This window comes from Pseudomonas sp. SDO52101_S400 (genome assembly GCF_054071635.1).
Genome location: NZ_JBSVWF010000016.1, coordinates 80,215 through 104,464, shown reverse-complemented (window position 1 = coordinate 104,464; position 24,250 = coordinate 80,215). Strand labels below are relative to the sequence as shown.

27 protein-coding genes are annotated in these 24,250 nt (G+C 59.1%); 19 read left to right on the top strand and 8 right to left on the bottom strand.

Going from position 1 to position 24,250, the window contains the following annotated elements; all coding sequences use genetic code 11:
- Positions 1-92: 92 nt before the first annotated feature.
- Positions 93-932, bottom strand: coding sequence for a UTP--glucose-1-phosphate uridylyltransferase GalU (gene galU, locus ACW9HX_RS10765; RefSeq protein WP_085710029.1), 840 nt, complete (start codon positions 930-932; stop codon positions 93-95).
- Positions 933-1,179: 247 nt separating this feature from the next.
- Here galU and ACW9HX_RS10760 point away from each other — a divergent pair, with 247 nt between their 5' ends.
- Both ACW9HX_RS10760 and ACW9HX_RS10755 read left to right on the top strand, forming a co-directional pair.
- Positions 1,180-1,368: a hypothetical protein gene (locus tag ACW9HX_RS10760; protein ID WP_096821531.1), complete on the top strand. Its 189-nt coding sequence runs from the start codon at positions 1,180-1,182 to the stop codon at positions 1,366-1,368.
- 135 nt (positions 1,369-1,503) lie between these two features.
- A complete protein-coding gene (locus ACW9HX_RS10755; RefSeq protein WP_457380577.1) occupies positions 1,504-1,800 on the top strand; it encodes a hypothetical protein in 297 nt (98 codons plus the stop codon).
- Between the two features lie 3 nt (positions 1,801-1,803).
- Here the strand turns inward: ACW9HX_RS10755 and ACW9HX_RS10750 are convergent, their stop codons facing one another.
- A complete protein-coding gene (locus ACW9HX_RS10750) occupies positions 1,804-2,034 on the bottom strand; it encodes a hypothetical protein (RefSeq protein WP_096821535.1) in 231 nt (76 codons plus the stop codon).
- A gap of 72 nt (positions 2,035-2,106) precedes the next feature.
- Positions 2,107-2,463, bottom strand: coding sequence for a hypothetical protein (locus ACW9HX_RS10745; protein WP_457380576.1), 357 nt, complete (start codon positions 2,461-2,463; stop codon positions 2,107-2,109).
- 212 nt (positions 2,464-2,675) lie between these two features.
- On the opposite strand from ACW9HX_RS10745, the gene ACW9HX_RS10740 reads away from it, so the two are divergent.
- The 5 genes from ACW9HX_RS10740 (at position 2,676) to ada (ending at position 5,807) form a co-directional block, all read left to right on the top strand.
- A complete protein-coding gene (locus ACW9HX_RS10740) occupies positions 2,676-2,978 on the top strand; it encodes a DUF1883 domain-containing protein (protein ID WP_007958929.1) in 303 nt (100 codons plus the stop codon).
- Between the two features lie 28 nt (positions 2,979-3,006).
- The gene (locus ACW9HX_RS10735) at positions 3,007-3,183 is read left to right on the top strand and encodes a hypothetical protein (protein ID WP_169430549.1); all 177 of its coding nucleotides are present in this window, start codon (positions 3,007-3,009) and stop codon (positions 3,181-3,183) included.
- 92 nt (positions 3,184-3,275) lie between these two features.
- A complete protein-coding gene (locus ACW9HX_RS10730) occupies positions 3,276-3,989 on the top strand; it encodes a 2OG-Fe(II) oxygenase (protein WP_457380575.1) in 714 nt (237 codons plus the stop codon).
- Positions 3,990-3,994: 5 nt separating this feature from the next.
- Positions 3,995-4,651 carry a DNA oxidative demethylase AlkB gene (alkB, locus tag ACW9HX_RS10725; RefSeq protein ID WP_457380574.1) on the top strand — a complete coding sequence of 219 codons (657 nt, stop codon included), beginning with the start codon at positions 3,995-3,997 and terminating at the stop codon, positions 4,649-4,651.
- Positions 4,652-4,739: 88 nt separating this feature from the next.
- Positions 4,740-5,807 (top strand): bifunctional DNA-binding transcriptional regulator/O6-methylguanine-DNA methyltransferase Ada, encoded by a 1,068-nt coding sequence (gene ada / locus ACW9HX_RS10720; protein WP_457380573.1) that lies wholly within the window; start codon positions 4,740-4,742, stop codon positions 5,805-5,807.
- Here ada and ACW9HX_RS10715 read toward each other — a convergent pair.
- A complete protein-coding gene (locus tag ACW9HX_RS10715; RefSeq protein WP_457380572.1) occupies positions 5,804-6,262 on the bottom strand; it encodes a GyrI-like domain-containing protein in 459 nt (152 codons plus the stop codon). The two genes, ada and ACW9HX_RS10715, sit on opposite strands and share 4 nt — an antisense overlap.
- A 59-nt stretch (positions 6,263-6,321) precedes the next feature.
- Positions 6,322-7,305 (bottom strand): acrylyl-CoA reductase (NADPH), encoded by a 984-nt coding sequence (gene acuI, locus ACW9HX_RS10710; protein ID WP_457380571.1) that lies wholly within the window; start codon positions 7,303-7,305, stop codon positions 6,322-6,324.
- Between the two features lie 212 nt (positions 7,306-7,517).
- On the opposite strand from acuI, the gene ACW9HX_RS10705 reads away from it, so the two are divergent.
- From ACW9HX_RS10705 to ACW9HX_RS10665, 9 genes are all read left to right on the top strand, one after another.
- Positions 7,518-8,579 carry an NAD(P)H-dependent flavin oxidoreductase gene (locus tag ACW9HX_RS10705; RefSeq protein WP_457380570.1) on the top strand — a complete coding sequence of 354 codons (1,062 nt, stop codon included), beginning with the start codon at positions 7,518-7,520 and terminating at the stop codon, positions 8,577-8,579.
- Between the two features lie 171 nt (positions 8,580-8,750).
- Positions 8,751-9,506 carry a molybdate ABC transporter substrate-binding protein gene (modA, locus tag ACW9HX_RS10700; protein ID WP_457380569.1) on the top strand — a complete coding sequence of 252 codons (756 nt, stop codon included), beginning with the start codon at positions 8,751-8,753 and terminating at the stop codon, positions 9,504-9,506.
- Positions 9,507-10,187 carry a molybdate ABC transporter permease subunit gene (gene modB, locus ACW9HX_RS10695; protein WP_096821551.1) on the top strand — a complete coding sequence of 227 codons (681 nt, stop codon included), beginning with the start codon at positions 9,507-9,509 and terminating at the stop codon, positions 10,185-10,187. It begins immediately after the preceding gene.
- A 3-nt stretch (positions 10,188-10,190) separates the two neighbouring features.
- Positions 10,191-11,270 carry a molybdenum ABC transporter ATP-binding protein gene (modC, locus tag ACW9HX_RS10690; protein ID WP_457380568.1) on the top strand — a complete coding sequence of 360 codons (1,080 nt, stop codon included), beginning with the start codon at positions 10,191-10,193 and terminating at the stop codon, positions 11,268-11,270.
- 72 nt (positions 11,271-11,342) lie between these two features.
- A complete protein-coding gene (locus ACW9HX_RS10685; protein ID WP_457380567.1) occupies positions 11,343-12,371 on the top strand; it encodes a DNA topoisomerase IB in 1,029 nt (342 codons plus the stop codon).
- A gap of 144 nt (positions 12,372-12,515) precedes the next feature.
- Positions 12,516-14,153 carry an ATP-binding cassette domain-containing protein gene (locus ACW9HX_RS10680; RefSeq protein WP_457380566.1) on the top strand — a complete coding sequence of 546 codons (1,638 nt, stop codon included), beginning with the start codon at positions 12,516-12,518 and terminating at the stop codon, positions 14,151-14,153.
- Between the two features lie 71 nt (positions 14,154-14,224).
- Complete coding sequence (locus ACW9HX_RS10675) at positions 14,225-14,455, top strand: hypothetical protein (protein ID WP_457380565.1); 231 nt, start codon at positions 14,225-14,227, stop codon at positions 14,453-14,455.
- Between the two features lie 119 nt (positions 14,456-14,574).
- Positions 14,575-14,805 (top strand): hypothetical protein, encoded by a 231-nt coding sequence (locus ACW9HX_RS10670; protein ID WP_085730787.1) that lies wholly within the window; start codon positions 14,575-14,577, stop codon positions 14,803-14,805.
- A gap of 86 nt (positions 14,806-14,891) precedes the next feature.
- Entirely contained in the window at positions 14,892-15,176 is a 285-nt protein-coding gene (locus tag ACW9HX_RS10665) for a hypothetical protein (RefSeq protein WP_457380564.1), read from the top strand.
- Between the two features lie 144 nt (positions 15,177-15,320).
- Here the strand turns inward: ACW9HX_RS10665 and ACW9HX_RS10660 are convergent, their stop codons facing one another.
- Positions 15,321-16,397 carry a LysR family transcriptional regulator gene (locus tag ACW9HX_RS10660; protein WP_457380563.1) on the bottom strand — a complete coding sequence of 359 codons (1,077 nt, stop codon included), beginning with the start codon at positions 16,395-16,397 and terminating at the stop codon, positions 15,321-15,323.
- Between ACW9HX_RS10660 and ACW9HX_RS10655 the strand changes: the two genes are divergently transcribed.
- Both ACW9HX_RS10655 and ACW9HX_RS10650 read left to right on the top strand, forming a co-directional pair.
- Positions 16,375-17,769, top strand: a complete 1,395-nt coding sequence (locus ACW9HX_RS10655) for an amidohydrolase family protein (RefSeq protein ID WP_457380562.1) — start codon at positions 16,375-16,377, stop codon at positions 17,767-17,769. The two genes, ACW9HX_RS10660 and ACW9HX_RS10655, sit on opposite strands and share 23 nt — an antisense overlap.
- A 14-nt stretch (positions 17,770-17,783) precedes the next feature.
- On the top strand, positions 17,784-18,257 hold the full coding sequence (locus ACW9HX_RS10650) for a DMT family transporter (RefSeq protein ID WP_457380561.1): 474 nt from the start codon (positions 17,784-17,786) through the stop codon (positions 18,255-18,257).
- A 120-nt stretch (positions 18,258-18,377) separates the two neighbouring features.
- Here the strand turns inward: ACW9HX_RS10650 and ACW9HX_RS10645 are convergent, their stop codons facing one another.
- Positions 18,378-21,473, bottom strand: a complete 3,096-nt coding sequence (locus ACW9HX_RS10645; protein WP_457380560.1) for an efflux RND transporter permease subunit — start codon at positions 21,471-21,473, stop codon at positions 18,378-18,380.
- Complete coding sequence (locus ACW9HX_RS10640; protein WP_457380559.1) at positions 21,470-22,579, bottom strand: efflux RND transporter periplasmic adaptor subunit; 1,110 nt, start codon at positions 22,577-22,579, stop codon at positions 21,470-21,472. The genes ACW9HX_RS10645 and ACW9HX_RS10640 overlap by 4 nt, the downstream gene beginning before the upstream one ends.
- A gap of 210 nt (positions 22,580-22,789) precedes the next feature.
- Between ACW9HX_RS10640 and ACW9HX_RS10635 the strand changes: the two genes are divergently transcribed.
- Positions 22,790-24,250 (top strand): efflux transporter outer membrane subunit, encoded by a 1,461-nt coding sequence (locus tag ACW9HX_RS10635; protein WP_457380558.1) that lies wholly within the window; start codon positions 22,790-22,792, stop codon positions 24,248-24,250.

The window sequence follows — 24,250 nt, the reverse complement described above, 5'->3', positions numbered from 1 at the left end:
ATACGGAGCATTTTCTTTGAGCACCGCGCAGATTGCTAGGTTTTCACACAGTCTGCGAAGGTGGCTTTTTCGTACAGGCAGATCAGGCGCTATCAGTAGGCCTTGCCGGTTTTGTAGAAGTTTTCGAAACAGAAGTTGGTTGCCTCGATGTAACCCTCTGCGCCACCGCAGTCGAAACGCTTGCCCTTGAACTTGTATGCCATCACGCAGCCGTTCTGGGCTTGCTTCATCAGGGCGTCGGTGATCTGGATTTCGCCGCCCTTGCCTGGCTCGGTCTGCTCGATCAGATCGAAGATGTCCGGGGTCAGGATGTAACGACCGATGATCGCCAGGTTCGACGGCGCGTCTTCCGGCTTTGGCTTCTCGACCATGCTGTGTACGCGGTAGATGTCGTCGCGGATCATCTCGCCGGCGATAACGCCGTACTTGCTGGTCTCTGCCGGATCGACTTCCTGAATGGCAATGATCGAGCAGCGGAACTGCTTGTACAGCTTGACCATCTGGGTCAGCACGCCGTCGCCTTCGAGGTTGACGCACAGGTCGTCCGCCAGCACCACGGCAAACGGCTCATCGCCGATCAGCGGACGACCGGTCAGGATCGCGTGACCCAGGCCTTTCATTTCAGTCTGACGGGTGTAGGAGAACGAGCACTCGTCCAACAGCTTGCGGATACCGACCAGGTATTTCTCTTTGTCGGTGCCCTTGATCTGGTTTTCCAGCTCATAGCTGATGTCGAAGTGGTCTTCCAGGGCGCGCTTGCCACGGCCGGTCACGATGGAGATCTCAGTCAGACCAGCATCCAGAGCTTCTTCGACGCCGTACTGGATCAGTGGCTTGTTTACCACCGGCAGCATTTCTTTGGGCATGGCCTTAGTCGCTGGAAGGAAGCGAGTACCGTAACCGGCTGCTGGGAACAAGCATTTCTTGATCATATAAGTCCTTGAAAGGGCTGTGTGTACGAGTTTCGGCGCAGTCTAATCAGGCGGCGTGCACCTTACAATGCCCCGCACTGGCTAACCGATGTCAACATAGAGAAATATTCTGGCGGATAGTTCAATCCGCACGCAGAAGCTGCGCACTCAGCGTAGCCCAAAGATTCAGGAACACCACATCGACCCGAGCCCGTTCGCCCGTTTCCCGTTATCATGACGCCTTTGAACCAGCCAACGAGGCCGCTAGATGTCCGCAGCAAAAATCATCAACGGGTACACCGTTGCCAAGGCGAAAGATGGCCAGTGGCATATCACCGCCGCCAACGGCGAAGATGTGTCCGGCCCATTGCCCACTGAAGCGATGGCGATTGAGGTAGCCGCGGTGCTCGATTACACGCCTCCTGCACCGAAACGTCGCGGCAAGGATCAGGACTGATCAGCTGTAACGCATCCAGAGCCCTGCCATTGCGCAGGGCTTTTTTCGAACATGAAGATGTGGCCAATCGCTATAACCTTTTCATGCCGGCGCTGTCATAGCGTCTAGCCCCCTCCTTCTGAAGACGACATCGCCATGAATATCCGTACGCTGCACAAAATGCTGCCTCTGTTAGCACTTCTGGCCCTGGCCGGCTGCGCTACCTCTCAACCCACTTATCTGAACAACGGCGAACAAGGGTTGAGCATCGATTGCTCCGGTGAGGCCAACTCCTGGGCGACCTGTTATGAAAAGGCTGACGCCTCCTGCGCCGGCACCGGCTATCGCATCGTCGGAACCGATGGCACACCGTCTCCCAAGGAAAGCGACAAGACCCTGGGTATCGATGTCGGCAACTACAAGAACCGCAGTGTCGTAGTGGTCTGCAAGTAAGTTCTACATGTGAATTTCGGCGAATTTGATCCCCAGTCCGCGAACGACCTCTATCAGGTCATCCAGACGGCCGAACGATTCGACTTCGTCGTTTTCATCCACCAGAAAGTAACTGCGCCCGGCGCTCTTCTTGAAAAACACGATCCATTCGCCCGAATTTGCCGGGTTCTGAATCACATGAGTGGCCGCAATCAGACCCTCTTTGTGGCGCTCGCGCACCTGCTCTCGCTTCATGCACATCTCCAGAAATGACAATGCCGCCCAGGCGTGACCTGGACGGCATCAATACCGATGACTGACAGTTTATCAGCCGGAAATGCACACCGTGGCGGCATTGCGCACATCCCGCGGGCGAAGCGGTACATTGGACATGCGCTCGTGCAGCTTGATGCTGCTGCCGCCGGAACGGTCTTCAATGTCAAACACGGCGGCCGGACCGGACGAGAACTTGCCTGGCACGATCACCCGCATCCCGTCCTTGTGCGGCTGCATTTGCAGGGCGCCGCGGCTTTGCGCCAACTTATCGGCCAGGCACTGCGCGTACTCATGAGGTTTCTTGCCGGAAATGACGTTCATGGTAGGCAGTGTTTCGTTAATCTCCGAAACACTTGCACATCCACCCACTGCCAATACCAATGGCAAACACGCCAAACCCCACTTCATACCAAAACCTCCTATAAAGACCCTCCGACAGCACAAATGCCGTTTTTCTCCGAGGCTCATTGCATTTAGCGCACACGAAATCGCGAATAACTGTTTTTAATTGTCAAAGCAGCGCCCGACGGCCGGATAATAACCTGTCCGGGCTGATAAACTGCGCCAATCGACTCTGCTATCGTTTTGATTTTGTAGAAAAAGCCCTTCTGGAGGCGCCCATGAAATTTATTCACCAGCGCGAGCACCTCAACGAAGACGACATCGTCGTCATTCAATGCTCACAAACCTGCAACATCCGTCTGATGAACGACGCCAACTTTCGCAGCTTCAAGAACGGCGGCCGTCACACCTATCACGGCGGCGCATTCGACACGTTCCCGGCCCGCATCACTGCGCCGAGCACCGGGTTCTGGAACATCACCATCGACACCGTCAACCGTCGTGCCATCAGCGTGACCCGCAAGCCGACCCTGACGCACTCGATCAAGATCATCCGTCGTTCCAGCTCGAAACTCAGCTGATCGGCTCCCTCAACGCAATCAGGTAAGCATGACCGTGGCTCAAACGACCAAATACGTCATCAAGTACAAACTGAACGGCGAGCGCCGCTTCGAATTCGCCCAGCTGGAAAACGGCACGCCGGAAGAAGCCAAGGCTGCGCTGGATGCCCTGCATGGCCAAAGCGAAGACGTGATCAGCGACATCAGCGTCAGCAAAGCGCTGTAACACACGGGTGACAATTCGACCGCAAGCGCCGGAGTGTTCCGGCCTGGCGGGCTGCCTAGACTGATCGCCTGGACGCAAGCCAAGGAATCAGCATGCCGATGTCACCCGACTCTCCCCTCGATGCGCTCGATTGGGTCGCACTGGAACAACAGCTGGATCAGGACGGTGGCGCCATCATCCGTTCGCTGTTGCGCCCACAAACTTGTGATCGCCTGAGTGCGCTGTATCCGCAAAGCGAACCGTTCCGCTCGCAGGTGATCATGGCCCGCCACGGTTTCGGTCGCGGTGAGTACAAATATCTGCGTTATCCTCTGCCTCCATTGGTGGAGCGCCTGCGCAGTGCGCTTTATCCGCGCCTTGTTCCACTGGCCAACCGCTGGCATGAACGGATGGGCTTGCCACAACGTTTTCCACCCCTTCACAGCGAGTTTCTCGCGCGCTGTCATGCCGCCGGTCAACTGCGACCTACCCCGCTCTTGCTGCAATACGGGCCACAGGACTACAACTGTCTGCACCAGGACTTGTACGGTGAACATGTGTTCCCGCTGCAAGTGGCGATTCTTCTGTCAGAGCCTGGCGAGGATTTCTGCGGCGGCGAATTCGTCCTGACCGAACAACGTCCAAGAATGCAGTCTCGCCCGATGGTGATGGACTTGAGAAAAGGTGACGCATTGATCTTTGCCGTCAACCAGCGTCCTGTCAGAGGCCTGCGCGGCGATTATCGCGTCACCATGCGCCACGGTGTCAGCCGCCTGCACAGCGGAAAACGGCATACTCTGGGCATCATTTTTCACGACGCTACCTGACTATCATGCACAGCAATTTCGACCTCTTCGCCGACACCGAGCAGCCACACCGCGCCGAGCAGATTGGAGAGCAATCGTGGGTGTTGCGCAGCTTCGCCCTGCCCCGTATCGAGCAATTGCTGCCGGCGCTGGAATCGGTCATCGAACACGCCCCGTTGCGGCACATGATGACGCCCGGCGGCTTCAGCATGTCAGTGGCCACCAGCAGTTGCGGAGCACTCGGCTGGATCACCGACCGCAGCGGTTACCGCTATTCGGCCGAAGACCCGCTCAGCCACCAGCCCTGGCCGGAAATGCCTGAAGTGTTTCGCGAACTGGCGCAAGCAGCGGCGAAGCAAGTCGGATTTTCCGACTTCACACCGGATTCCTGCCTGATCAACCGCTATGTCCCCGGCGCGAAAATGTCTTTGCATCAGGACAAGGACGAACATTCCTACGCCGCACCGATCGTGTCCCTGTCATTGGGTTTGCCAGCGATGTTCCTGTTCGGCGGTTTCGCCCGTAGCAACAAGAGCCAGCGCATTTCGCTGTTGCACGGCGACATCGTAATCTGGGGAGGCGTTGATCGACTGCGCTACCACGGCGTCCTGCCGATCAAGTACGGTCGGCATCCGCAGTTGGGCGAACAACGCTTCAACCTGACATTCCGCACCGCGGGATGACCGCGCAAAGTTTGACCGCAAGGGCCGGAGTGATACCGTCGGCGGCACTGGTTAACCTGAAAATCAACAGGTCAACGGACTCTCCATCATGAAAACGCTTTCGACCCCGCTGAACATTGAAGACGATCCACGTTGGTCCGCCGTTGTCGCCCGCGACCCACGGGCGGACGGCCAATTTGTCTACGCCGTGAAAACCACCGGCATCTATTGCCGCCCGAGCAGCCTGGCGCGCTTGCCGAAACCGCAGAATGTCGAGTTCTTCGACACCGCCGAAGCGGCCGAAGCGGCTGGTTATCGCCCCAGCAAGCGGGCGAGCAAGGATCAGAGCGACGTGGCCGCGCAACATGCCGCGACCGTAGCCGCTGCCTGCCGGCAGATCGAAACCGCCGAAACCCTGCCAGCGCTCAACGAACTGGCGGACGCCGCAGGCCTGAGTTCATTTCATTTCCATCGGGTATTCAAAGCCGCCACCGGCTTGACGCCCAAGGGCTATGCCGCCGCGCACCGATCTCGCAGAGTGCGGCAACGGTTGGCGGAGGGCGACTCAGTGACCGACGCCTTGTACGACGCCGGTTTCAACTCCAATAGCCGTTTCTATGAAGCTGCTGACCAGTTGCTGGGGATGAAACCCGGTGACTACCGGGCAGCCGGGCAAAACAACGACATTCGCTTTGCGGTTGGCCAATGTTCGCTCGGCGCGATTCTGGTGGCACAGAGCGACCGGGGGATTTGCGCGATTCTGCTGGGAGATGATCCGCATCAACTGGTCTGCGACCTGCAGGATCAGTTTCGCCGGGCCAACCTGATTGGCGCCGACGCCGGGTTCGAGCAATTGATCGCCCACGTCGTCGGCTTCATTGAAGCGCCGGCCATCGGTCTCGATCTGCCACTGGACGTGCGAGGCACCGCGTTTCAGGAACGGGTCTGGAAGGCGCTACGCGAAATTCCGGTTGGCTGCACCGCCAGTTACGCCGACATCGCCCAACGCATCGGCTCACCAAAAGCTGTTCGGGCCGTGGCTCAGGCCTGCGGCGCCAATAGCCTCGCGGTGGCCATTCCTTGCCACCGCGTGGTACGCAGCGACGGCAACCTTTCGGGCTATCGCTGGGGTGTAGAGCGCAAGCGTGAGTTGTTGTCCCGGGAAACGCAGCCTTAACGAATGCCGATGTAAATCGCCACTGACTCGGGGCCGAGGTAGGCCTCGAAGTCGGTGGCGTAACGTCGCTGAATTTGCGGATTGGCTTCGAAGTGTTTCCAGATCCTGCCCCAAGTGGCGATGACCGCATCAGGCAATGCACCATGCCCCTGAAACACCAGATACTCGCCGCTTTCAATCCGGATCGTCTCGAAATCTGTCTGCGGATCGACGACCGCGACGCCTGCCGTCACATCGAATGCACCCGAGGCATCCGACTCATACGCCGAGTACACCCCATAAATCGGCGACTCCGTCAGTTTGCCGGGAATGGTTGCCGCCAGGCCCTTGCCAAAAAACTCGCCCCACATCGGGCCGATTTTCGCGGTCTCGGCCTTGTGTTCTGCGGCGTTGGTGGTTCGAACACGCAAGCCTGAAACCGTGAACGACTCAACGTGCTGTTGTTGTAAATCCATCGAAGTGCCACTCCCTTTTTAAAGTGCGGCCCGGCAGGTCCGCGATGGCGCTTAATGTGTCAGCGATTGACGTCCACCACAACCCGTCCGCGCAACTGTCCGGCGAGCAACTTCGGCGCCGCCTCAATAGCTTCACTGAGGCCGATTTCGTGGCTGATCAGGGGCAACAGGGCAAAGTCCAGATCCTTGGCCAGACGCGTCCAGGCCTCGATTCGGCGCGCCTTTGGCTGGGTCACGCTGTTGATCCCGGCCAGCGTCACGCCACGCAAAATGAACGGGGCCACCGACGCCGGGAAATCCATGCCCTGAGCCAGACCGCACGCAGCGACAGTGCCTTCGGCGCGGGTGCTGGCGCAGGCGTTGGCCAAGGTGTGGCTGCCGACCGAATCAATAACTGCAGCCCAACGCTCCTTCGCCAGTGGCTTGCCGGGTTCGGACAAGGTCGCACGATCAATGATTTCGCTGGCGCCGAGTTGCTGCAGATATTCATGCTCGGACACACGACCGGTCGAAGCGACCACGCGATAGCCAAGCTTGTGCAACAAGGCGATAGCAAAGCTGCCGACCCCGCCATTGGCACCCGTGACCAGCACTTCGCCCTGCTCTGGCTTCACGCCATTACGCTCCAGCGCCATGATGCACAGCATCGCCGTGTAGCCCGCCGTGCCAACGGCCATGGCTTGCGCGGCGGAAAAAGCCTTGGGCAGCGGAATCAGCCAGTCGCCGTTGAGTCGGGACTTCTGGGCCAGGCCGCCCCAATGGTTTTCACCCACGCCCCAACCGTTGAGCAGCACCTGATCGCCCACCTTATAGTCAGGATGCGAGCTGACTTCGACAGTGCCGGCCAGGTCGATCCCCGGCACCATCGGAAACTTGCGCACCACCGGGCTGCTGCCGGTAATCGCCAGGCCATCCTTGAAGTTGAGCGTGCTGTACGCGACGCGAACTGTCACATCGCCCTGCGGCAACTGTTCGTCGCTGATTTCTTGCAGGCTGGCGCGATAACCGCTGTCGTCTTTGTCGATCAAAATGCCTTTGAACATGACTGCCTCTCACGGATGGAATTCAGGATGTCGAGACATTGGAATAGCACACTGCAACATTTTGCCCCACTCGACCTTTAGCCAATCGAGCCTGGATGCCGAGCCGGCGCCTGGGCGCAAGCTACAAATCTGTGCTGGTCACGTGGATGGCTTTGCGTTAAAAACCGGTGGCTACCGTCCCTGCCCTGTTTTGTCGTCGGAGAAGCTATTCCATGAGCCAATGGCCTGACACCCGCATTCTTGATCTGTTCGGCATCGAACTGCCGATCATCCAGGGCCCGATGGCCGGTGCCACAAACTCGTCGATGGTCATCGCCGTGTGCAACGCGGGCGGCCTGGGCTCGATGCCGGCCGCGATGCTGACCATCGAGCAGCTGCGCGAAGAACTGAAGACTATTCGCCAAGGCACGAACAAGCCGTTCAACGTCAATTTTTTCTGCCATCAACCTCCGGCTGCCGATGAGCAAAAGGCGCGCGAATGGAAAAACCTGCTGGAACCCTACTACCGCGAACTGGGTGCCGATTTCGATGCACCGACGCCGGTATCCAATCGTGCGCCGTTTGATGCGGCTGCTTGCGAAGTGCTGGAAGAGTTTCGCCCTGAAGTGGTGAGTTTTCACTTCGGACTGCCGGAAAAGTCCTTGCTGGATCGGGTCAAGGCTACCGGTGCAAAAATCATCTCGTCAGCGACCACAGTCGACGAAGCGATCTGGCTGGAGCAGAACGGTTGCGACGCGATCATTGCCATGGGTTACGAGGCCGGTGGCCACCGCGGGATGTTTCTCAGTGATGACCTGAGCAGTCAGGTGGGTACGTTTGCGCTGGTACCGCAAGTGGTCGACGCCGTAAGTGTGCCGGTGATCGCTGCCGGTGCGATTGCCGATGCACGAGGCGTGGCGGCAGCGTTCATGCTCGGCGCTTCGGCGGTGCAGGTCGGGACGGCGTATCTGTTTACCCCGGAAGCGAAGGTCAGCGCTTCGCACCACAAGGCCTTGCGCACCTCCAAGGAAAGCGAAACGGCGGTGACCAATTTGTTTACCGGGCGCCCGGCGCGAGGGATTCTCAATCGGGTGATGCGCGAGCTGGGCCCGATGTCGCTCAAGGCTCCTGCCTTCCCGCTGGCCGGCGGTGCCTTGATGCCGCTGCGCGCGAAGAGTGAAGCGGACTTCAGCAACCTTTGGGCCGGTCAGGCTTTCACGCTCGGCAAGGATCTCGGCAGCGCTGAATTGACACGGCAACTGGCTGAAGGTGCACTGGCAAAACTGAAGCGATGATGAACCGACCGGGTGATGCACGTGGCCCTCACCCGGTTTGAAAGCAGAGCTTCCCGTCTGGCGGCATTTCGCTATATATTTCGCTATATAGCGTTTCACCCCTCGCATCGGTGCAGTCCACCCTTCCAATTAACAGCTGCCCACTGCACTTGCCACCCACGGAGCCGTTACATGATCAATCGTGCCTCACGTTTTGCCCCTGCCCTGTTTGCGGTATTCGCCATCGGCACCGCTCAGGCCGACGAAGTGCAAGTCGCCGTCGCGGCCAACTTCACTGCACCGATCCAGGCAATCGCCGCCGATTTCGAAAAAGACACCGGGCACAAACTGGTCGCCGCCTATGGCGCCACCGGGCAGTTCTATACCCAGATCAAGAACGGCGCGCCGTTCGAAGTATTCCTTTCGGCAGATGACACCACCCCTGAAAAACTTGAAAAGGAAGGTGACACCGTCAAAGGCTCACGCTTTACCTATGCCATCGGCACCCTGGCACTGTGGTCGGCCAAAGAAGGTTACGTCGATGCCAAAGGCGACGTCCTGAAGAAGAACGAATACCAGCACCTGTCCATCGCCAACCCAAAAGCCGCGCCATACGGTCTGGCTGCCACCCAGGTGCTGGAAAAGCTGAAACTGACTGAAGCGACCAAAGCCAAGATCGTCGAAGGCCAGAACATCACCCAGGCCTACCAGTTCGTGTCCACCGGCAACGCTGAACTGGGCTTCGTTGCTCTCTCGCAGATCTACAAGGACGGCAAGGTCAGCAGCGGCTCGGCGTGGATCGTTCCGGCGAGCATGCACGACCCGATCAAGCAGGATGCTGTCATCCTGAACAAAGGCAAGGACAACGCCGCTGCCAAAGCGCTGGTTGAGTACCTCAAAGGCCCGAAAGCCGCGGCGGTCATCAAGTCCTACGGTTATCAGCTGTAAATGTCGCTGACGAGTGCCGATTTCGCGGCGATCTGGCTGACCCTGAAACTGGCGTCCCTGACCACCGCAATCCTGCTGGTGATCGGCACTCCGATCGCCCTGTGGCTGTCGCGCAGCCAATCCTGGCTGCGCGGCCCCATCGGGGCAATTGTTGCCCTGCCCCTGGTGCTGCCGCCGACCGTCATCGGTTTTTATTTGTTGCTCGCGCTCGGGCCCAACGGTTTTCTGGGTCATTTCACCCAATGGTTGGGGCTCGGCACACTAACGTTCAGCTTCACCGGGCTGGTCATTGGTTCGGTGCTCTATTCCATGCCCTTTGTGGTGCAGCCGTTGCAAAACGCCTTCTCCGCCATTGGCACTCGCCCACTGGAAGTGGCCGCCACTTTGCGCGCCAATCCCTGGGACACTTTTTTCAGCGTGATCCTGCCGCTCGCTCGTCCCGGCTTCATTACGGCGGCGATCCTGGGCTTCGCCCATACCGTCGGCGAGTTTGGTGTCGTATTGATGATTGGCGGCAATATTCCTGACAAGACCCGAGTGGTCTCGGTACAAATCTACGACCACGTCGAAGCCATGGAATACTCACAAGCGCATTGGCTCGCCGGGGCGATGCTGGTGTTTTCGTTTCTGGTGTTGCTGGCACTCTATTCCAGCCGCAAGTCGCGCGCAGGCTGGAGTTGATCGATGATCGAAGCACGCTTGAAACTCGCATACTCGGGCTTTGGTCTGGACGTCGACCTGCACTTGCCCGGTCGTGGAGTGACCGCGCTGTTCGGTCAATCGGGGTCAGGCAAGACCACCTGCCTGCGCTGCATCGCCGGACTTGAACGGGCTTCGCAGGGCTTTGTGCAAATCAACGATGAAGTCTGGCAGGACAGCGAGAAAGGCATTTTCGTCCCGCCGCACAAACGTGCTCTCGGCTATGTCTTTCAGGAAGCGAGCCTGTTTCCGCACCTTTCCGTGCTGGCCAATCTGCAATTCGGCCTCAAGCGGATTGCCAGGAATCAACGCCGGGTCGACATGGCGCAAGCCACTGAACTGCTGGGAATCGGCCATTTGCTGGAGCGTCATCCGCAGCATCTGTCCGGCGGTGAGCGTCAGCGTGTCGGCATTGCCCGGGCGTTGTTGACCAGTCCGAAACTGCTGCTGATGGACGAGCCACTCGCAGCTCTCGACAGTCAGCGCAAAAGCGAAATCCTGCCTTATCTGCAACGACTGCACGACGAACTCGATATCCCGGTTCTGTATGTCAGTCACGCCCAGGATGAAGTCGCACGGCTGGCCGATCACCTGGTGCTGCTCGACAACGGCAAAGCGCTGGCCAGCGGTCCGATCGGGGAAACCCTGGCCCGTCTTGATTTGCCGCTGGCAATGGGCGATGACGCCGGCGTAGTGATCGAGGGCAAAGTCATCTCCTACGATCACAACTACCAATTGCTCTGCCTGCAATTGCCCGACACGTTGCTGAGCATCCGCGTGACCCACTCCCCCATGGAAGTCGGTCAAACGCTGCGCTGCAAAGTGCAGGCGCGCGATATCAGTTTGACCCTGCAAAACACCGAGCACAGCAGCATCCTCAATCGGTTGCCGGTCAAGGTTGTCAGTGAGATGCCTGCCGACAATGCCGCTCATGTGCTCATCCGTCTCGATGCGGGTGGTACGCCGCTGTTGGCAAGAATCACCCGTTATTCGCGGGATCAGTTGGGCCTGCACGCGGGTCAGCAATTGTGGGCGCAGATCAAGGCTGTCGCGGTTCTGGCATAAATCCGTCGGCACGACTGCCGGGCCATGAGGTCAATCGCTGTAACTGCCCGAATCCCGCCAAGGATCCCCGCCATGCCCGATACCGCGCTGACCGATGCGTTGCCTTCGGACCTGCATTACGTCGATGACACCCAGCCCGGGCTCACCCGCAAGAAGCTGCGCGGCAAGTTCTGCTACTTCGACACAGCAGGCCAGCGCATCAGCGACCCTGATGAAATCAGACGCATCAATGCGCTGGCCGTGCCGCCGGCCTACACCGATGTATGGATCTGCGCGGACCCTCGCGGCCACCTGCAAGCCACCGGCCGCGATGCTCGCGGGCGCAAACAATACCGTTATCACCCGCGCTGGCGTGAAGTACGCGATGCCGACAAATACTCACGCCTGCGCGAGTTCGGCCTGGCGCTGCCGAAGTTGCGCAAACAGCTGGAGGCGCTGCTGGCTGCCCCGGGGTTCAGTCGCGACAAAGTCATGGCCACGGTGATCACGCTGCTCGATGCCACGCTGATCCGCGTCGGCAATACGCAATACGCTCGGGACAACCGGTCGTACGGTCTGACCACCTTGCGCAGCCGACATGTCGAGATCAATGGCAGTGCGATCCTGTTCCAGTTTCGCGGCAAAAGCGGCGTCGAACATCAAATCACGGTCAAGGACCGCCGCTTGGCGCGGATCATCAAACGCTGCCTGGAAATCCCGGGGCAGAACCTGTTCCAGTATCTGGATGAGCATGGCGATCGGCACACCGTCAGCTCTTCCGACGTCAACGCTTACCTGCAGACCCTGACCGGCGCGGACTTCACCGCCAAGGACTATCGGACCTGGGCCGGCAGCGCCCTCGCACTGTCAGTGCTGCGGGAGTTGCAATGGGAGTCGGAAGCCGAGGCCAAGCGACATGTGGTGGAGATGGTCAAGGGTGTCGCGAGGCAACTGGGCAACACGCCGGCGGTGTGTCGCAAATGTTATATCCACCCGGCCGTGGTGGAGCATTTCATGCTGGGTGCACTGGCCGAACTGCCAAGGCCACGGATCCGCAAAGGACTGCGCAAGGAAGAAGTCGCTTTGGCGCTATTCCTTGAACGCATGTCTGACATGGCTTGAAGCAGCCTGGCGTCTCGACTAGGCTAATCGACTTCCCCTCCCAAGGACGACCGCAGAAAGTGAACAACTAAGCCTTCAAAAATGTAATCGCGACACGCCTCTCAGGGCGTTTGTCTGTTTTCACGACATTTTTTGGAGGTGCCGATGACTCACGTCTCGCGTACGCCTGCCCTCGTCTCTCTGAATCAGCTGGGTTTCCAGTTCGCCAATGGCGAGACGATTTTCGATGCTCTCAATTTGAAGTTCGATCACACGCCGACCGCCATCGTCGGGCGCAACGGTGCTGGCAAAAGCGTATTGGCGCGTTTGATCGCCGGGCATTTGCAGCCAACGTCCGGAAGTGTCACACGCTCGGTGGCAGCCGCTTTTGTGGCACAAACCCTGATCCCGGTGCCTGGCCAGACGGTCGCAGAGACCACCGGCAGCGCAGCCATTCTGCAGGCCCTGGATCGATTGAATCAGGGCAACGGTTCGGCAGAAGATTTCGACCTTATTGGCGAACAGTGGGATCTGCCTGATCGCTTGCGACGACTGCTCGATGATGCCGGGCTGACCGAGGTTGAGCCCAATGACTTGAGCGAAAACCTGAGTGGAGGCCAGCAAGCTCGTATCGCGCTGATTGGCGCCTTTTTGAGCCGGGCACCGTTGCTGATCCTTGATGAGCCGACCAACCACCTGGACAGTTCCGGAAGGCAATGGCTGATGGCCTCACTGGAGCGGTGGCAGACTGGACTGATCGTCGTCAGCCATGACCGGCAATTGCTTGATGGCATGCAACGGATTGTCGAATTGAATGGCGCGGTGCCAAATGACTTCGGCGGCAATTATTCGGCGTTCCGTGAGCATCAGCGGATCCATCAAGCAGCGGCACAGGCACGTCTTGATCAAGCCCGAAGCGAGCGTCAGCGCGAGCGCGTGCGGTTGCGGCGTGAACACGACACGATACAACGCCATGCAGCCAACTCCCGACGCAACGCAGAAACCGCCAACATTGCCAGCTTCGAGTACGTGGCGATCAAAGGCGCCGCCCGGGAAATCATGGGGCATGTCCGACAGGGACATAAGGCACGCAAATCCGAGCTCGATGCCCAGGTACGCGAGGCCTTCGCCAAGGTGCAGCCAGCCGACAGTGTATTGATCAACCTGCCCGGAAGCACTGTGCCGAATAACCGTCAGATCTGCACGCTGATTGAAGCCGGCTTGCCGTGGCTGCCACGCGAAGCAGCAACAAGCCGCCTGAACTTGTCGATTCGTGGTGCGATGCGGATCGCTGTCAGTGGCCCCAACGGGTGCGGTAAATCAACCCTGCTGAAGGTTCTCGCCAGGGAACTGCCCCCCGTCCGAGGCACTGCCACGACTCACGTGCCATTCGCGTTTCTGGATCAACAATTGGCCCAACTGGACGATCGGCGCTCGATCACCGAACAGTTGATGATGCAGGGCACCACCCTGGACGAAGGCACGCTGCGCAGCAACCTCGCCCACTTGCAACTGGATGCTCGTCGCGCCACAGGATGCTGTGCCTTGTTAAGCGGTGGTGAACGCCTGAAAGCCGCACTGGCGCTCGCATTGTGGAGAGCAGAACCTGCGCAATTGTTGCTGCTGGACGAACCGACCAATCACCTGGATCTGCCCTCGGTGGAAGCTTTCGAACAGGCCTTGCAGCGTTTTCCGGGAGCGATAGTCGCGGTTTCACACGACCGGGACTTCCTCGAGGCGCTGAATCCGACTCACCATCTGACTTGGCACCGCTCTGGCTGGGTACTTCAACCGACGAACTGACCTGACTATTTTTTGCACGATTTGTCAGGGCTTCTATAGTTGATCTGACACGAATCAGCTGCGGTGACGCCATGGAAGACATATTCGTCGTGAAGCGTTGCAACAAGATCATCATTCACGGTCGCCGCGCTGGAGAAAGTCTCCATGAACCCGCCGAAGCCACCAGTTGGTATCGCATCAATGACACGCGAACCGGCGGTTTCATCGGGGATGGCTACGATCTGGAAGAGGACGCCCGGCGAGAATGCCAGCGACTGAATGCCGTCAGCTCTCGAGTTACTGTCAGTGAGTCTTCCGGCTGATAGCTGTCATTTACGGGTCTATACTCAAACCAGCTGAAGGAGCAGCGCCCCAACGGCAGAAAGCTCGCGCTCGCGGGCTTTTTGCTGCCATAGAGCGGTTTGCTGAACGGAGGTGTTCCATGTCCGAAAGAGAGTCCATCACCACTCTTCTCACCTTGCTCGATGCCCGGGAGGCGCGCCTCGCCGCAGCCTGCAAAGAGATCGCCGACTGGGTCGATCATCAAGGCGGGCATCCGACCGCCCTGCGCATTCGCGACCGTTTGAACGACATCGAAAAGGATGCTCCGCTGATTCGCAGCACACTGTCGTCGCTCAAACCTGTAGACCGGCCGCTGCCACGCTTCAGGTGATCCGCTGATTTGTGCAATGCCTGCAAAAAAGAACGTCCTTGGTGGTGTGAGGTCAAACCCTTTACACGTCACCAAGGAGGCGTCTCATGGTCATTCACTTCAAAGTCGACGGGCATCTGGCCTGTGGTCACAAGGGTAACAACCTCAGCGCAAGCCCCGAACTCAATCGCGTCAAGTGCCGCAGCTGCCGTAATACGGACGCCTATAAAAACGCGCGCAAAGACCAGCGCAATGCGGCGCGCCGGGCCGTTCGCCACGCCAAGGCAACGCATCATGCGTCCAGTTGGCGCTCCGAGTGGATCGAGCGACTGACGACAATGGCTGGCCTGCAGCGGCTGCCTAGAGGCTTTACCGGGCAAGCCTTCGTCTAGACCCGTCACACAATGGGCCGTCTGTTCGGCCCATTTTTGTTGATGGATTTATGACTGTGTAGATCTGCAGGTAATTATGGAGAAGGGTCCAGAGCCTGACCGGTCGCCGGTCAACTGGATCGCCGATCAGTTGCCCCCCCCTGACTAGCAATTATCCGAATAATGGTCTCGGATAAGCACAGTTATCCAGTCAGCAAACGCGCGCACGGTTGGCGAAAGAAAGCGCTGATGCGGATATAGCAGGTGTACGGGAACTGAAGCAGGCTGCCAGTCAGCAAGAACTTCGACCAGGCGCCCTTCCCGCAGATGCTCGGATACCACGCTTTCAGCGAGCTGCACCAGTCCAAAGCCCTCAAGGCACATTTTTATGTAGAGCCCGGTCTCATTCACAGCTGCTGTCCCGTTCACTGGGACCGAGATCTTTTCAGTACCACTGGCGAAATGCATTTCGCCCGCTCGCCTTACTCGGCCGGAAAAATAATGGATGGCCCGGTGGTGAGACAAATCATCCGGCGTTTGCGGGACACCGTTCTCTTTGAGATAGGCGGCAGACGCGCAGGTCACCCAGCGAAACCGGCCGAGTGGGCGCGCAACGAGCGTTGAGTCATCAAGCTCACCTGTGCGAATTACGCAATCCACGCCTTCCTGAACAAGGTCAACCTGCCGATCATTGACGCCTATCATCAGGTAGATATCCGGGTAGCGCCTGTAAAAGTCCTGCAGGTTTGGCATAACGATGAAGTGTGCAATGCCACCAGGCATATCGACCCGCAAACGCCCCTGTGGCCGTTTCACGGAATCCGTCAGGCTGGACTCCGTGTGTTCAATCAACTCGAGTATTTCCCGGCATTGGGCCAGATACTGGGCGCCCTCTGGCGTAAGACTAACCCGGCGCGTTGTTCTGTTCAGCAGCCGCACCTGCAGGTACTTCTCAAGATTTTTAACGCTGCTGGTAACTGTCGAAGCCGGCAAGGAGAGCGTCTGCGCCGCGTGAACAAAACTTCCCGCCTCAGCCACACGGACGAACACCTGCATCGCTTGAATTCGGTCCATGACAGTTGGCAGCCTCAAAGCAGTGATCGGGGGGAAGTCTTTATTATTCGTCAATATTGAATAATAAAAACAGTTTAACCATCTTTTTCCCGCAGTATCGCGTTGCGTACATTTCTTCAACGACATTTGAAGAGGTGTACTGAAAATGGCTGAATACAACCGCAGCATCGTGCAGGCTCCGGCCGCTCCAGCCGCCCGCACACTTATCCGCGGCGCCACTGTGCTGAGCATGAACGGCGATATCGGAAATCTGGCACGCGGCGATATCCTTGTCGAAGGCAGCACCATCAAGGCCATAGGTGAAAACATCGAGGCCGGCGATGCTGCCGTGATCGAGGCATCCGGCATGATTGCCATGCCGGGCATGGTCGATACGCATCGCCACTCCTGGGAAGGCCAACTGCGTCGAATCAATCCGAATGCCGAAACCCTGGAAGACTACTGCAACGCAACACATTTCTCGTTCGCCAAATACTATCGCCCGGCTGACATGTATATCGGCAACCTGCTGACTGCGTTGGGCTGCATCGATGCGGGCATCACGACCGTGGTAGACAACTCTCATAACAGCCGCACCGGTGCCCACTCCGACGCAGCAATCGAGGCGCTGCTCGACGCTGGTATCCGCTCTGTACACGCCAGCGGTGCGCCAGTTTCTGGCGAGTGGGACGAAGCCCACTGGCCGGGTAACCTGGAGCGTCTCCAGGAAAAATACGTCAAGAGCGGTGACAACCCGTTGCTCTCGCTGGCGATGATGGCGCAATTGGAACCTGAGCTGTGGGCTGAAGCCCGGCGTCTGGGGCTGCCGATCATCACCGAATTTTTTGGCGGGGACATGGCAGCCGAGTTGGAGGGTTTACATCGCGAGGGCCTGCTGCGCCCCGATAACATCTTCAACCACTGCACCGCGCTGCCGGACGCCGGATGGAAAATCCTTCGTGAGGCGGGTGTGCGGGTCAATGTATGCCCGCGTTCAGATGCCCACTACGGCATTGAAGATGGAATGTTCGCCATGCAGTCGGCCCGGCGTCACGGGATCAGCCCGGGGCTGAGTGTCGATAACGAAACCTCCTACAGCGGCGACATGTTCATGGAGATGCGGGTGGCGTTCTACCTGCAGCGCGTCATGGGCATGCACCAGCGGCGCTGCTGCGGCGCAGAACATCATTCGGTGACTCTGCCGGCTCATGACCTGCTCAAGGCCGCCACCGTCGACGGCGCCGTCTGTGCCGGATTGCAAGACAAAGTCGGCAGCCTGGCCCCCGGCAAACAGGCCGACCTGATCCTTATCAATACGCAGGACATCAACCTTTACCCGTCAGGCAACGCCTTCGGTACCGTTGTACACGCTGCCGAGCGCAGCAATATCGACACGGTCATCATTGGTGGGCGCGTCGTCAAACAGGGCGGCAAGGTCCTGGGTGTGAACAACGAGCAGCTTCGCGCTGCGATCGACGAGTCCCGTAAGCATTTGTTTGCTGCTGCAGGCTATCAGCCTGATATGTTTGCCGAGACATTTGCACCGCTTGAATCGGCCTAATAGAGAGGAGCGAGATGAACGCGCTCTATTACCTGATGGCCATGGCGGCGGGACTGGGTATAACCCTGCAGACCACGCTGAATGGCCAACTCGCCAAAGGCATAGGGGGAGATTCGGTAGCCGCGGCGCTATTTTCTTTTGCTGCTGGCGCGGGGTGTCTTGGCATCTTCTCCCTCATGAGAGGCGGGATATTGACCTCGTTGGCAGCGATACCCTCCCAGCCTTGGTGGAGCCTGTTGGGCGGCCTGCTCGGTGCGAGTGCTCTGCTCAGCTACGTGGTGCTTGCACCCAGGATTGGCCTGTCGTCCTTACTTGGGCTCGCTATCGCCGGGCAGATTGTCTCGTCACTGGTTATCGATCATTTTGGACTGATGGGGGCAATTGAAAGGACGGTGTCACCCTTCAAGCTGGGCGGGTCGATCGTGATGCTGGCAGGGCTTACCATCGCTTTGTTTGGCGATAAATGGATATCGCTTTTCTCCAGCTAAATGCTGCGCCTACCCCGACAAACCACAAAACCGTCAGTGATCCCGCCAGACGTGACCAGTCAAAAGATGAATAGTAAGGGGGTAAAGAGGCCCGACAGAGCGGGCCTCGCTTTCAGGCTTTTATACCTGTGCCGGTTTGACTGTTTCAGTTTGCCCCTTGTCGTCAGGACGGATCTTGAACCAGATCGAGTACATCGCAGGCAGGAACACCAGCGTCATGATGGTGCCGACGAGCGTGCCGCCGATAAGGGTATAGGCCAGCGTCCCCCAGAACACCGAGTGCGTCAGGGGAATAAACGCCAGGATCGCCGCCAGGGCCGTCAACAGCACCGGTCGCGCACGTTGCACCGTGGCTTCGACGACAGCGTGAAACGGGTCCAGCCCTTCTTGCGCGTTGTGATGAATCTGCCCGATCAGAATCAGCGTATTGCGCATCAGGATCCCCGACAGCGCAATCAACCCGACCAGCGCATTGATGCCAAACGGCTGATTGAAGATGAGCAGTGTCGGCACCACACCAATCAACCCTAACGGCGAGGTGAAAAACACCATGATCATCGCCGAGATCGAACGCACCTGCACAATAATGATGACCAAAGTCATGGCGATCATGATCGGCAGCAACGGCAGAATCGCCTTGCCGGCCTTGCCGGACTCTTCGATCGCACCCGCCTGCTCGATCCGGTAACCGGCAGGCAGTTTTTCGATGATCGGCTGCAGTTGCTTCAACAGCGCACTGGAAACATCCGGCGGCTGCAAGTCTTCGGCAATGTCGCCGCGCACGGTGATGGTCGGGGTGCGATCACGTCGGCGAAGAATCGGATCCTCCATGCGCACATCGACCTCGCCGATCTGCGACAGCGGGATTCGCTGTCCCGACGCACCGACTAACGTGAAGCCTGCGATTTGCCGCGGATCGAGCCGGATGTCGCCCGCTGCACGCCCCATGACCTGCACTGAACGAATATCCTCACGCACCGCCGTGATCGGCGCTCCGCTCAACAAGAACTGCAATTGCTGTGCAACCGCAGCCGATGTCAGCCCCACTGCCTGCAGACGGTCCTGATCCAGATTGAAATGCAAGGCCGGCGTCAGCGGCCCCCAATCAGTGTTCACGGTTCTCATCATCGGGCTGTCCTGCATCACGCCCCGCACCTGCTCGGCGATCACGCGCAACTTCGCCGGATCGGGCCCCATCACCCGGTAGGCCACCGGAAATGGCGAATAGGGACCAAACACGATTTGCGACGCCCTGAGGCGCGCTTCCGGGGCGAGTCCTTGAGCGACTGCTTCACGAAAACGCAATTTGAGGGTTTCCCGTGCTTCCTGACTGTCGGTCAGCACCACGATCTTGGCGAACGACGGATCGGGCAGTTCCGGCGCCATCGCCAGGAAGAAACGCGGCGCACCCTGACCGATATAGGCCGTGACGATTTTTGCCTCGTTTTGCTGTTGCAGCCAGGCCTCGACCTTGGCAGCCGTGGCACTGGTCTGCCCGATGGAGGTGCCGTAGGGCATCTGCACCTCGATCATGACCTCGGGACGGTCAGAGGTCGGGAAGAACTGTTTCTTCACCAGGCCCATGCCCGCAGCCGCCACGAAGAACAGCGCGATCACCGTGCCCGCGACCAGCCATTTGCGCGCAATGACCCGAGTCAGAACCCGACGGAAGCGGTTGTATCGCGGCGTGTTGTAGATCGCCGCGTGTCCACCCTCCACTGCTTTGATGTCCGGCAACAGTTTCACGCCCAGATAAGGGGTGAACGCCACCGCAACAACCCACGATGCAATAAGAGCGATGCCCACGATCCAGAACATGTTGCTGGTGTATTCACCGGCCGTTGACTGAGCGAATCCGTTAGGCAGAAAACCGATCGCCGTCACCAGGGTTCCAGACAGCATCGGCGCCGCCGTGTGACTCCAGGCATAGGCAGACGCCTTGATGCGATCGTAGCCCTCCTCCATTTTCACGACCATCATTTCAATCGCAATGATGGCGTCGTCGACCAGCAGCCCGAGTGCCAGGATCAATGATCCGAGCGTGATACGGTCGAAATTCTTGCCGGTGGCCGCCATCACCACAAACACGATCGCCAGGGTCAAAGGTACGGCGGCGGCGACCACCACACCGACACGCCAGCCCATGCTCAGAAAGCAGACGAGCATGACCACCAGCAGCGCGACAAAGAACTTGACCATGAACTCGCCGACGGCCGAGTCAATATTCACTGCCTGGTCGGTGACCTTGGAGAGGCTCATACCCAGCGGCATTTCCTCATTGATCCGGACGGTCTCGGCATCCAGCGCCTTGCCGAGATCAAGACCGTTCCAACCCTCACGCATCACCACACCGAGCAACAGCGCATCTTCGCCGTTATTGCGCACCAGAAAAGTGGCCGGATCTTCGTAACCGCGTTCGACGGTCGCCACATCAGACAGCTTGAGTGTCCGCCCCTGTACGACCACAGGGGTGTCACGAATTTTCTGCAGCTTGTCGAGCGCACCATCGAGACGCAGAAAAACCTGTGGCCCGCGGGTTTCGACTGATCCGGCCGGGGTCAGTGCGTTCTGGCTGTTCAGCGCGGCGAAGATATCCTGCGGTGACAAGCCCAAGGTCGCCAACCGGTCATGGGAGAACGAAACAAATATCCGTTCGGCTTGCTCGCCGATGATGTTGACCTTCTTTACCCCCGGCACATGCAACAGGCGCTGGCGCATGGACTCCGCATCGCGGACCAGCAGGCGCTGCGGCTCGCCTTTGGCTTTCAGGGCGAACAGCGCAAAGGTCACGTCCGAATACTCGTCGTTGACCATCGGTCCGATGACGCCCGCCGGCAACTTGATGGCTTCATCGTCGAGTTTTTTACGCGCCTGATAGAACTCTTCCTGCACTTGCGAAGGGGGCGTGCTATCGAGCAACGAGACCATCGTGAAAGCGAGCCCAGGCCGCGTATAGGTTTCCGAGCGGTCGTACCATTTGAGTTCTTGCAGGCGTTTTTCCAGGGGTTCCGCGACCTGATCCTGCATCTCTTGTGCGGTCGCCCCTGGCCACGCCGTGATCACGGTCAACTGCTTGACCGTAAAAGGAGGATCTTCGGCACGCCCCAACTGGAAGAACGCCAGGATGCCGGCAACGGCGATCAGAAAAATCAGAAAGACCGTAATCGCCCGCTCGCGAACGGCGATGGCGGAAATGTTGAATCGTCCTTCGCTCATGGACGACTCCCGGCAACCGTCGCTTCATTCGCCGCAGGGATTCTCACAGGCTCACCCTCGCGTAACAGATGAGCGCCCAGCGCAACGATTTGCTCGCCGACGCCGAGGTCGCCGGCCACTCGCGCAGAATCATCGCTCAACCCCAGCACCTGAACCGGTCGCCAGGTCACGGTTGGCGGTGTGCCGACGATGACCCACACGCCAGGACCTTTACCTGCGTCGTAAAGCGCGGCGATGGGCACTTGCAACGACGCGGCAGGTGTCGAGCCCTCGGCAATTCTGAGGGTGACAGTCGAACCTATCGGCGCATTGGCCAGCGCTCCTTCCAGTACATAGCGCGCCTCGAACGTACGCGTCGTGCGGTCTGCCGAGTCCGAAAGCAACCTCAGTTTCGCGCTGACAACACCCGAGGCGTCGCCATAGAGCGTGGCTTGGGCGGTGGATCCTGCTGCGGGACGCAAGGTCTCGGGCAAGTGCACGATGGCCTCGCGCTGCCCTGCCCGCGCCAGTCGAACCATCGGTTGACCGGGGCTGACGACTTGTCCGGGTTCGGCGAGTGTTTCCACCACGACGCCGTCGGCATCGGCGACCAGCACCGCATAACCCGAAGCGTTACGGGCAACGTCCGCTTGCGCTTCAGCGGCGCTGAGCTGTGCCTTGGCAGTGTCTGCGGCGGCCTTGATCTGATCGTAGGCCGATGCGGAAATGGCGCCGGCGCTGACCAGAGTGCGATAGCGGGCTTCGTCATCGGCTGTCTGCTTGGCACGGGCCCGGGCGGCGCTGACCGACTCCTGCTGCGCGCGCGCCTGCAGCCCCAGATCGATGGGGTCAAGTCGCATCAGCGGCTGGCCGCGCTTGACGGTCTGGCCCGTGTCAACCAGACGTTCGAGTACCTTGCCCGATACGCGAAAACCCAGGTCGGTCTGAATGCGCGCGGTCACAACCCCCGTAAAGGATCGAGAACCGTCAGCCGCCGCTTGAACGGCGGAGGCCCGAACCAAAGGCGCCTGCGTACGAGGGTCGGTTACGGGGGAAGAGTCACCGCACGCCACCAGAGCGAGTGGCAACAGGCATGCGGCAATGGGGAACGATCGGAGCCGGCGCATAGGTTCTCTTACTAAATAGGATGATCATCATATTCTCATCCTGGTGACTGTTATCGTCAACAGTCACAACGTTGAAATATTTCAAGCTTCACGGACTCAGCTAAATACTCAAGCATTCATTGAAAACGGTACACCTTAACAATCCTCGCCAATTGACAGTTTGTGACCAAACAATATTATGGTCACAAACCAATCTACCCAGGAACTCCAATGCCTCCCCTCCGCCCGATTGCTCTTTTGCTTACCGCCAGCCTGATGGCAGGTTGTGCGGTGGGTCCTGATTACCAACGTCCGGACGCCCCGCTTTCGGCCCATTACCTCGGCCAGTCCGCTGTCGAACCTCGATCCGAATCGACGCCGGACAATCTTGTCGCCTGGTGGGAAAACTTTAATGATCCGTTGCTGACCGACCTCATAAGCCAGGCGCTGCGGCAGAATCTGGACCTGGCGCAGGCGTCGGCGCGAGTCACCCAGGCAAGGGCCGGGCTGGGTGCCGCAAACGCAGCGCTGCTGCCCTCCGCGAACATCAATGCACAGGCTGCACGCGCTTATCAGTCCGTCGAAACGCCACTGGGCCAGGTATTGAACTCAACACCGGGCTATGACCGTTACGGCAGTTCTTACGAGGCCAACCTCGAGGCGGGCTGGGAAGTCGATGTATTTGGCGGACTGCGCCGCGGACGTGAGGCAGCACTGGCTGAGTACCAGGCCTCAGCAGCGGGTTACACCGCTACACGGCTGGCAATCGCCGGGCAAACGGCCGATATCTACATCACCCTGCGCGGATTACAGGCACGGCTGGACATTGCCAACCAGCAAGTCGACACCCGGCGCGCGTTGCTGGAGAAGGTTCGGTTGCTGTACAGCAAGGGGCTGGCCGCGGAGTATCAGGTGCGTCAGGCCGAGGGTGAGCTATCGCAAGTCCAGGCGACCGTTCCGGTACTGCAAAGCGGTCTGGAGGCGGCCATGAATGCGATGGATGTGCTGCTCGGCACGCCTCCCGGCACTCACCGCACGCAACTGGCACGTGAGGGCGAAATTCCCGATGTGCCTTCGCTGACTGCGCTGGGTACTCCGGCAGATCTGCTGCGGCGCAGACCGGACCTGATCGTGGCCGAACGCCGTCTTGCGGCCTCCAACGCGCGCATCGGTGAAGCGATTGCCGAGTACTACCCGAAATTTTCCCTCGGCGCCTTGCTGGGCAGCGCGACAGCCGTCTCGGGCGGCAATCTTTTCACCAGCGGCGCGAGCCAGTCGAGCGGTGTCCTGGGCCTGCGCTGGAGGCTTTTCGACTTCGGACGCATCAACGCTCAGATCGATCAGGCCAGGGGACAGGAAGCTGAAGCATTGGCCGCGTATCGCCAGTCGGTACTGCGCGCCACCGAAGATGTAGAGAACGCGCTGTCCTCAATGGTGAATCGTCAAACTCAAACCGCCACCCTTACCGGCGGCGAAGAGGCGCTGACTCAAGCTCGCCAGTCCTCGTTCACCGCCTATGAAAAAGGCACGGCCAGCCTGATCGATGTCCTGCACGCCGACGAAACATTGCTGCAGGCCTCCGACGCCAGAGCGCAGGCGCGGACTGAATCAGCCCGTGCGGCGGTGGCGGTATTCAAGTCGCTTGGCGGAGGATGGCAACCCGTTGAATCGGATTATGTAGCGTCGCGCTGA

Excerpts from the sequence above, each read along its gene's own strand:
- ACW9HX_RS10645 (WP_457380560.1), bottom strand. The coding sequence starts at position 21,473 with ATGAGCGAAGGACGATTCAACATTTCCGCCATCGCCGTTCGCGAGCGG.
- ACW9HX_RS10650 (WP_457380561.1), top strand. The coding sequence starts at position 17,784 with ATGAACGCGCTCTATTACCTGATGGCCATGGCGGCGGGACTGGGTATA.
- ACW9HX_RS10750 (WP_096821535.1), bottom strand. The coding sequence starts at position 2,034 with ATGAAGCGAGAGCAGGTGCGCGAGCGCCACAAAGAGGGTCTGATTGCG.
- ACW9HX_RS10640 (WP_457380559.1), bottom strand. The coding sequence starts at position 22,579 with ATGCGCCGGCTCCGATCGTTCCCCATTGCCGCATGCCTGTTGCCACTC.
- modB (WP_096821551.1), top strand. The coding sequence starts at position 9,507 with ATGTCGCTGACGAGTGCCGATTTCGCGGCGATCTGGCTGACCCTGAAA.
- acuI (WP_457380571.1), bottom strand. The coding sequence starts at position 7,305 with ATGTTCAAAGGCATTTTGATCGACAAAGACGACAGCGGTTATCGCGCC.
- ACW9HX_RS10735 (WP_169430549.1), top strand. The coding sequence starts at position 3,007 with ATGACCGTGGCTCAAACGACCAAATACGTCATCAAGTACAAACTGAAC.
- ACW9HX_RS10665 (WP_457380564.1), top strand. The coding sequence starts at position 14,892 with ATGGTCATTCACTTCAAAGTCGACGGGCATCTGGCCTGTGGTCACAAG.
- ACW9HX_RS10760 (WP_096821531.1), top strand. The coding sequence starts at position 1,180 with ATGTCCGCAGCAAAAATCATCAACGGGTACACCGTTGCCAAGGCGAAA.
- ACW9HX_RS10680 (WP_457380566.1), top strand. The coding sequence starts at position 12,516 with ATGACTCACGTCTCGCGTACGCCTGCCCTCGTCTCTCTGAATCAGCTG.
- alkB (WP_457380574.1), top strand. The coding sequence starts at position 3,995 with ATGCACAGCAATTTCGACCTCTTCGCCGACACCGAGCAGCCACACCGC.
- ACW9HX_RS10705 (WP_457380570.1), top strand. The coding sequence starts at position 7,518 with ATGAGCCAATGGCCTGACACCCGCATTCTTGATCTGTTCGGCATCGAA.
- ACW9HX_RS10660 (WP_457380563.1), bottom strand. The coding sequence starts at position 16,397 with ATGCTGCGGTTGTATTCAGCCATTTTCAGTACACCTCTTCAAATGTCG.
- ACW9HX_RS10730 (WP_457380575.1), top strand. The coding sequence starts at position 3,276 with ATGCCGATGTCACCCGACTCTCCCCTCGATGCGCTCGATTGGGTCGCA.
- ACW9HX_RS10685 (WP_457380567.1), top strand. The coding sequence starts at position 11,343 with ATGCCCGATACCGCGCTGACCGATGCGTTGCCTTCGGACCTGCATTAC.
- ACW9HX_RS10745 (WP_457380576.1), bottom strand. The coding sequence starts at position 2,463 with ATGAAGTGGGGTTTGGCGTGTTTGCCATTGGTATTGGCAGTGGGTGGA.
- ACW9HX_RS10675 (WP_457380565.1), top strand. The coding sequence starts at position 14,225 with ATGGAAGACATATTCGTCGTGAAGCGTTGCAACAAGATCATCATTCAC.
- ACW9HX_RS10715 (WP_457380572.1), bottom strand. The coding sequence starts at position 6,262 with ATGGATTTACAACAACAGCACGTTGAGTCGTTCACGGTTTCAGGCTTG.
- ACW9HX_RS10655 (WP_457380562.1), top strand. The coding sequence starts at position 16,375 with ATGGCTGAATACAACCGCAGCATCGTGCAGGCTCCGGCCGCTCCAGCC.
- ada (WP_457380573.1), top strand. The coding sequence starts at position 4,740 with ATGAAAACGCTTTCGACCCCGCTGAACATTGAAGACGATCCACGTTGG.
- ACW9HX_RS10670 (WP_085730787.1), top strand. The coding sequence starts at position 14,575 with ATGTCCGAAAGAGAGTCCATCACCACTCTTCTCACCTTGCTCGATGCC.
- ACW9HX_RS10755 (WP_457380577.1), top strand. The coding sequence starts at position 1,504 with ATGAATATCCGTACGCTGCACAAAATGCTGCCTCTGTTAGCACTTCTG.
- ACW9HX_RS10740 (WP_007958929.1), top strand. The coding sequence starts at position 2,676 with ATGAAATTTATTCACCAGCGCGAGCACCTCAACGAAGACGACATCGTC.
- modC (WP_457380568.1), top strand. The coding sequence starts at position 10,191 with ATGATCGAAGCACGCTTGAAACTCGCATACTCGGGCTTTGGTCTGGAC.
- galU (WP_085710029.1), bottom strand. The coding sequence starts at position 932 with ATGATCAAGAAATGCTTGTTCCCAGCAGCCGGTTACGGTACTCGCTTC.
- modA (WP_457380569.1), top strand. The coding sequence starts at position 8,751 with ATGATCAATCGTGCCTCACGTTTTGCCCCTGCCCTGTTTGCGGTATTC.
- ACW9HX_RS10635 (WP_457380558.1), top strand. The coding sequence starts at position 22,790 with ATGCCTCCCCTCCGCCCGATTGCTCTTTTGCTTACCGCCAGCCTGATG.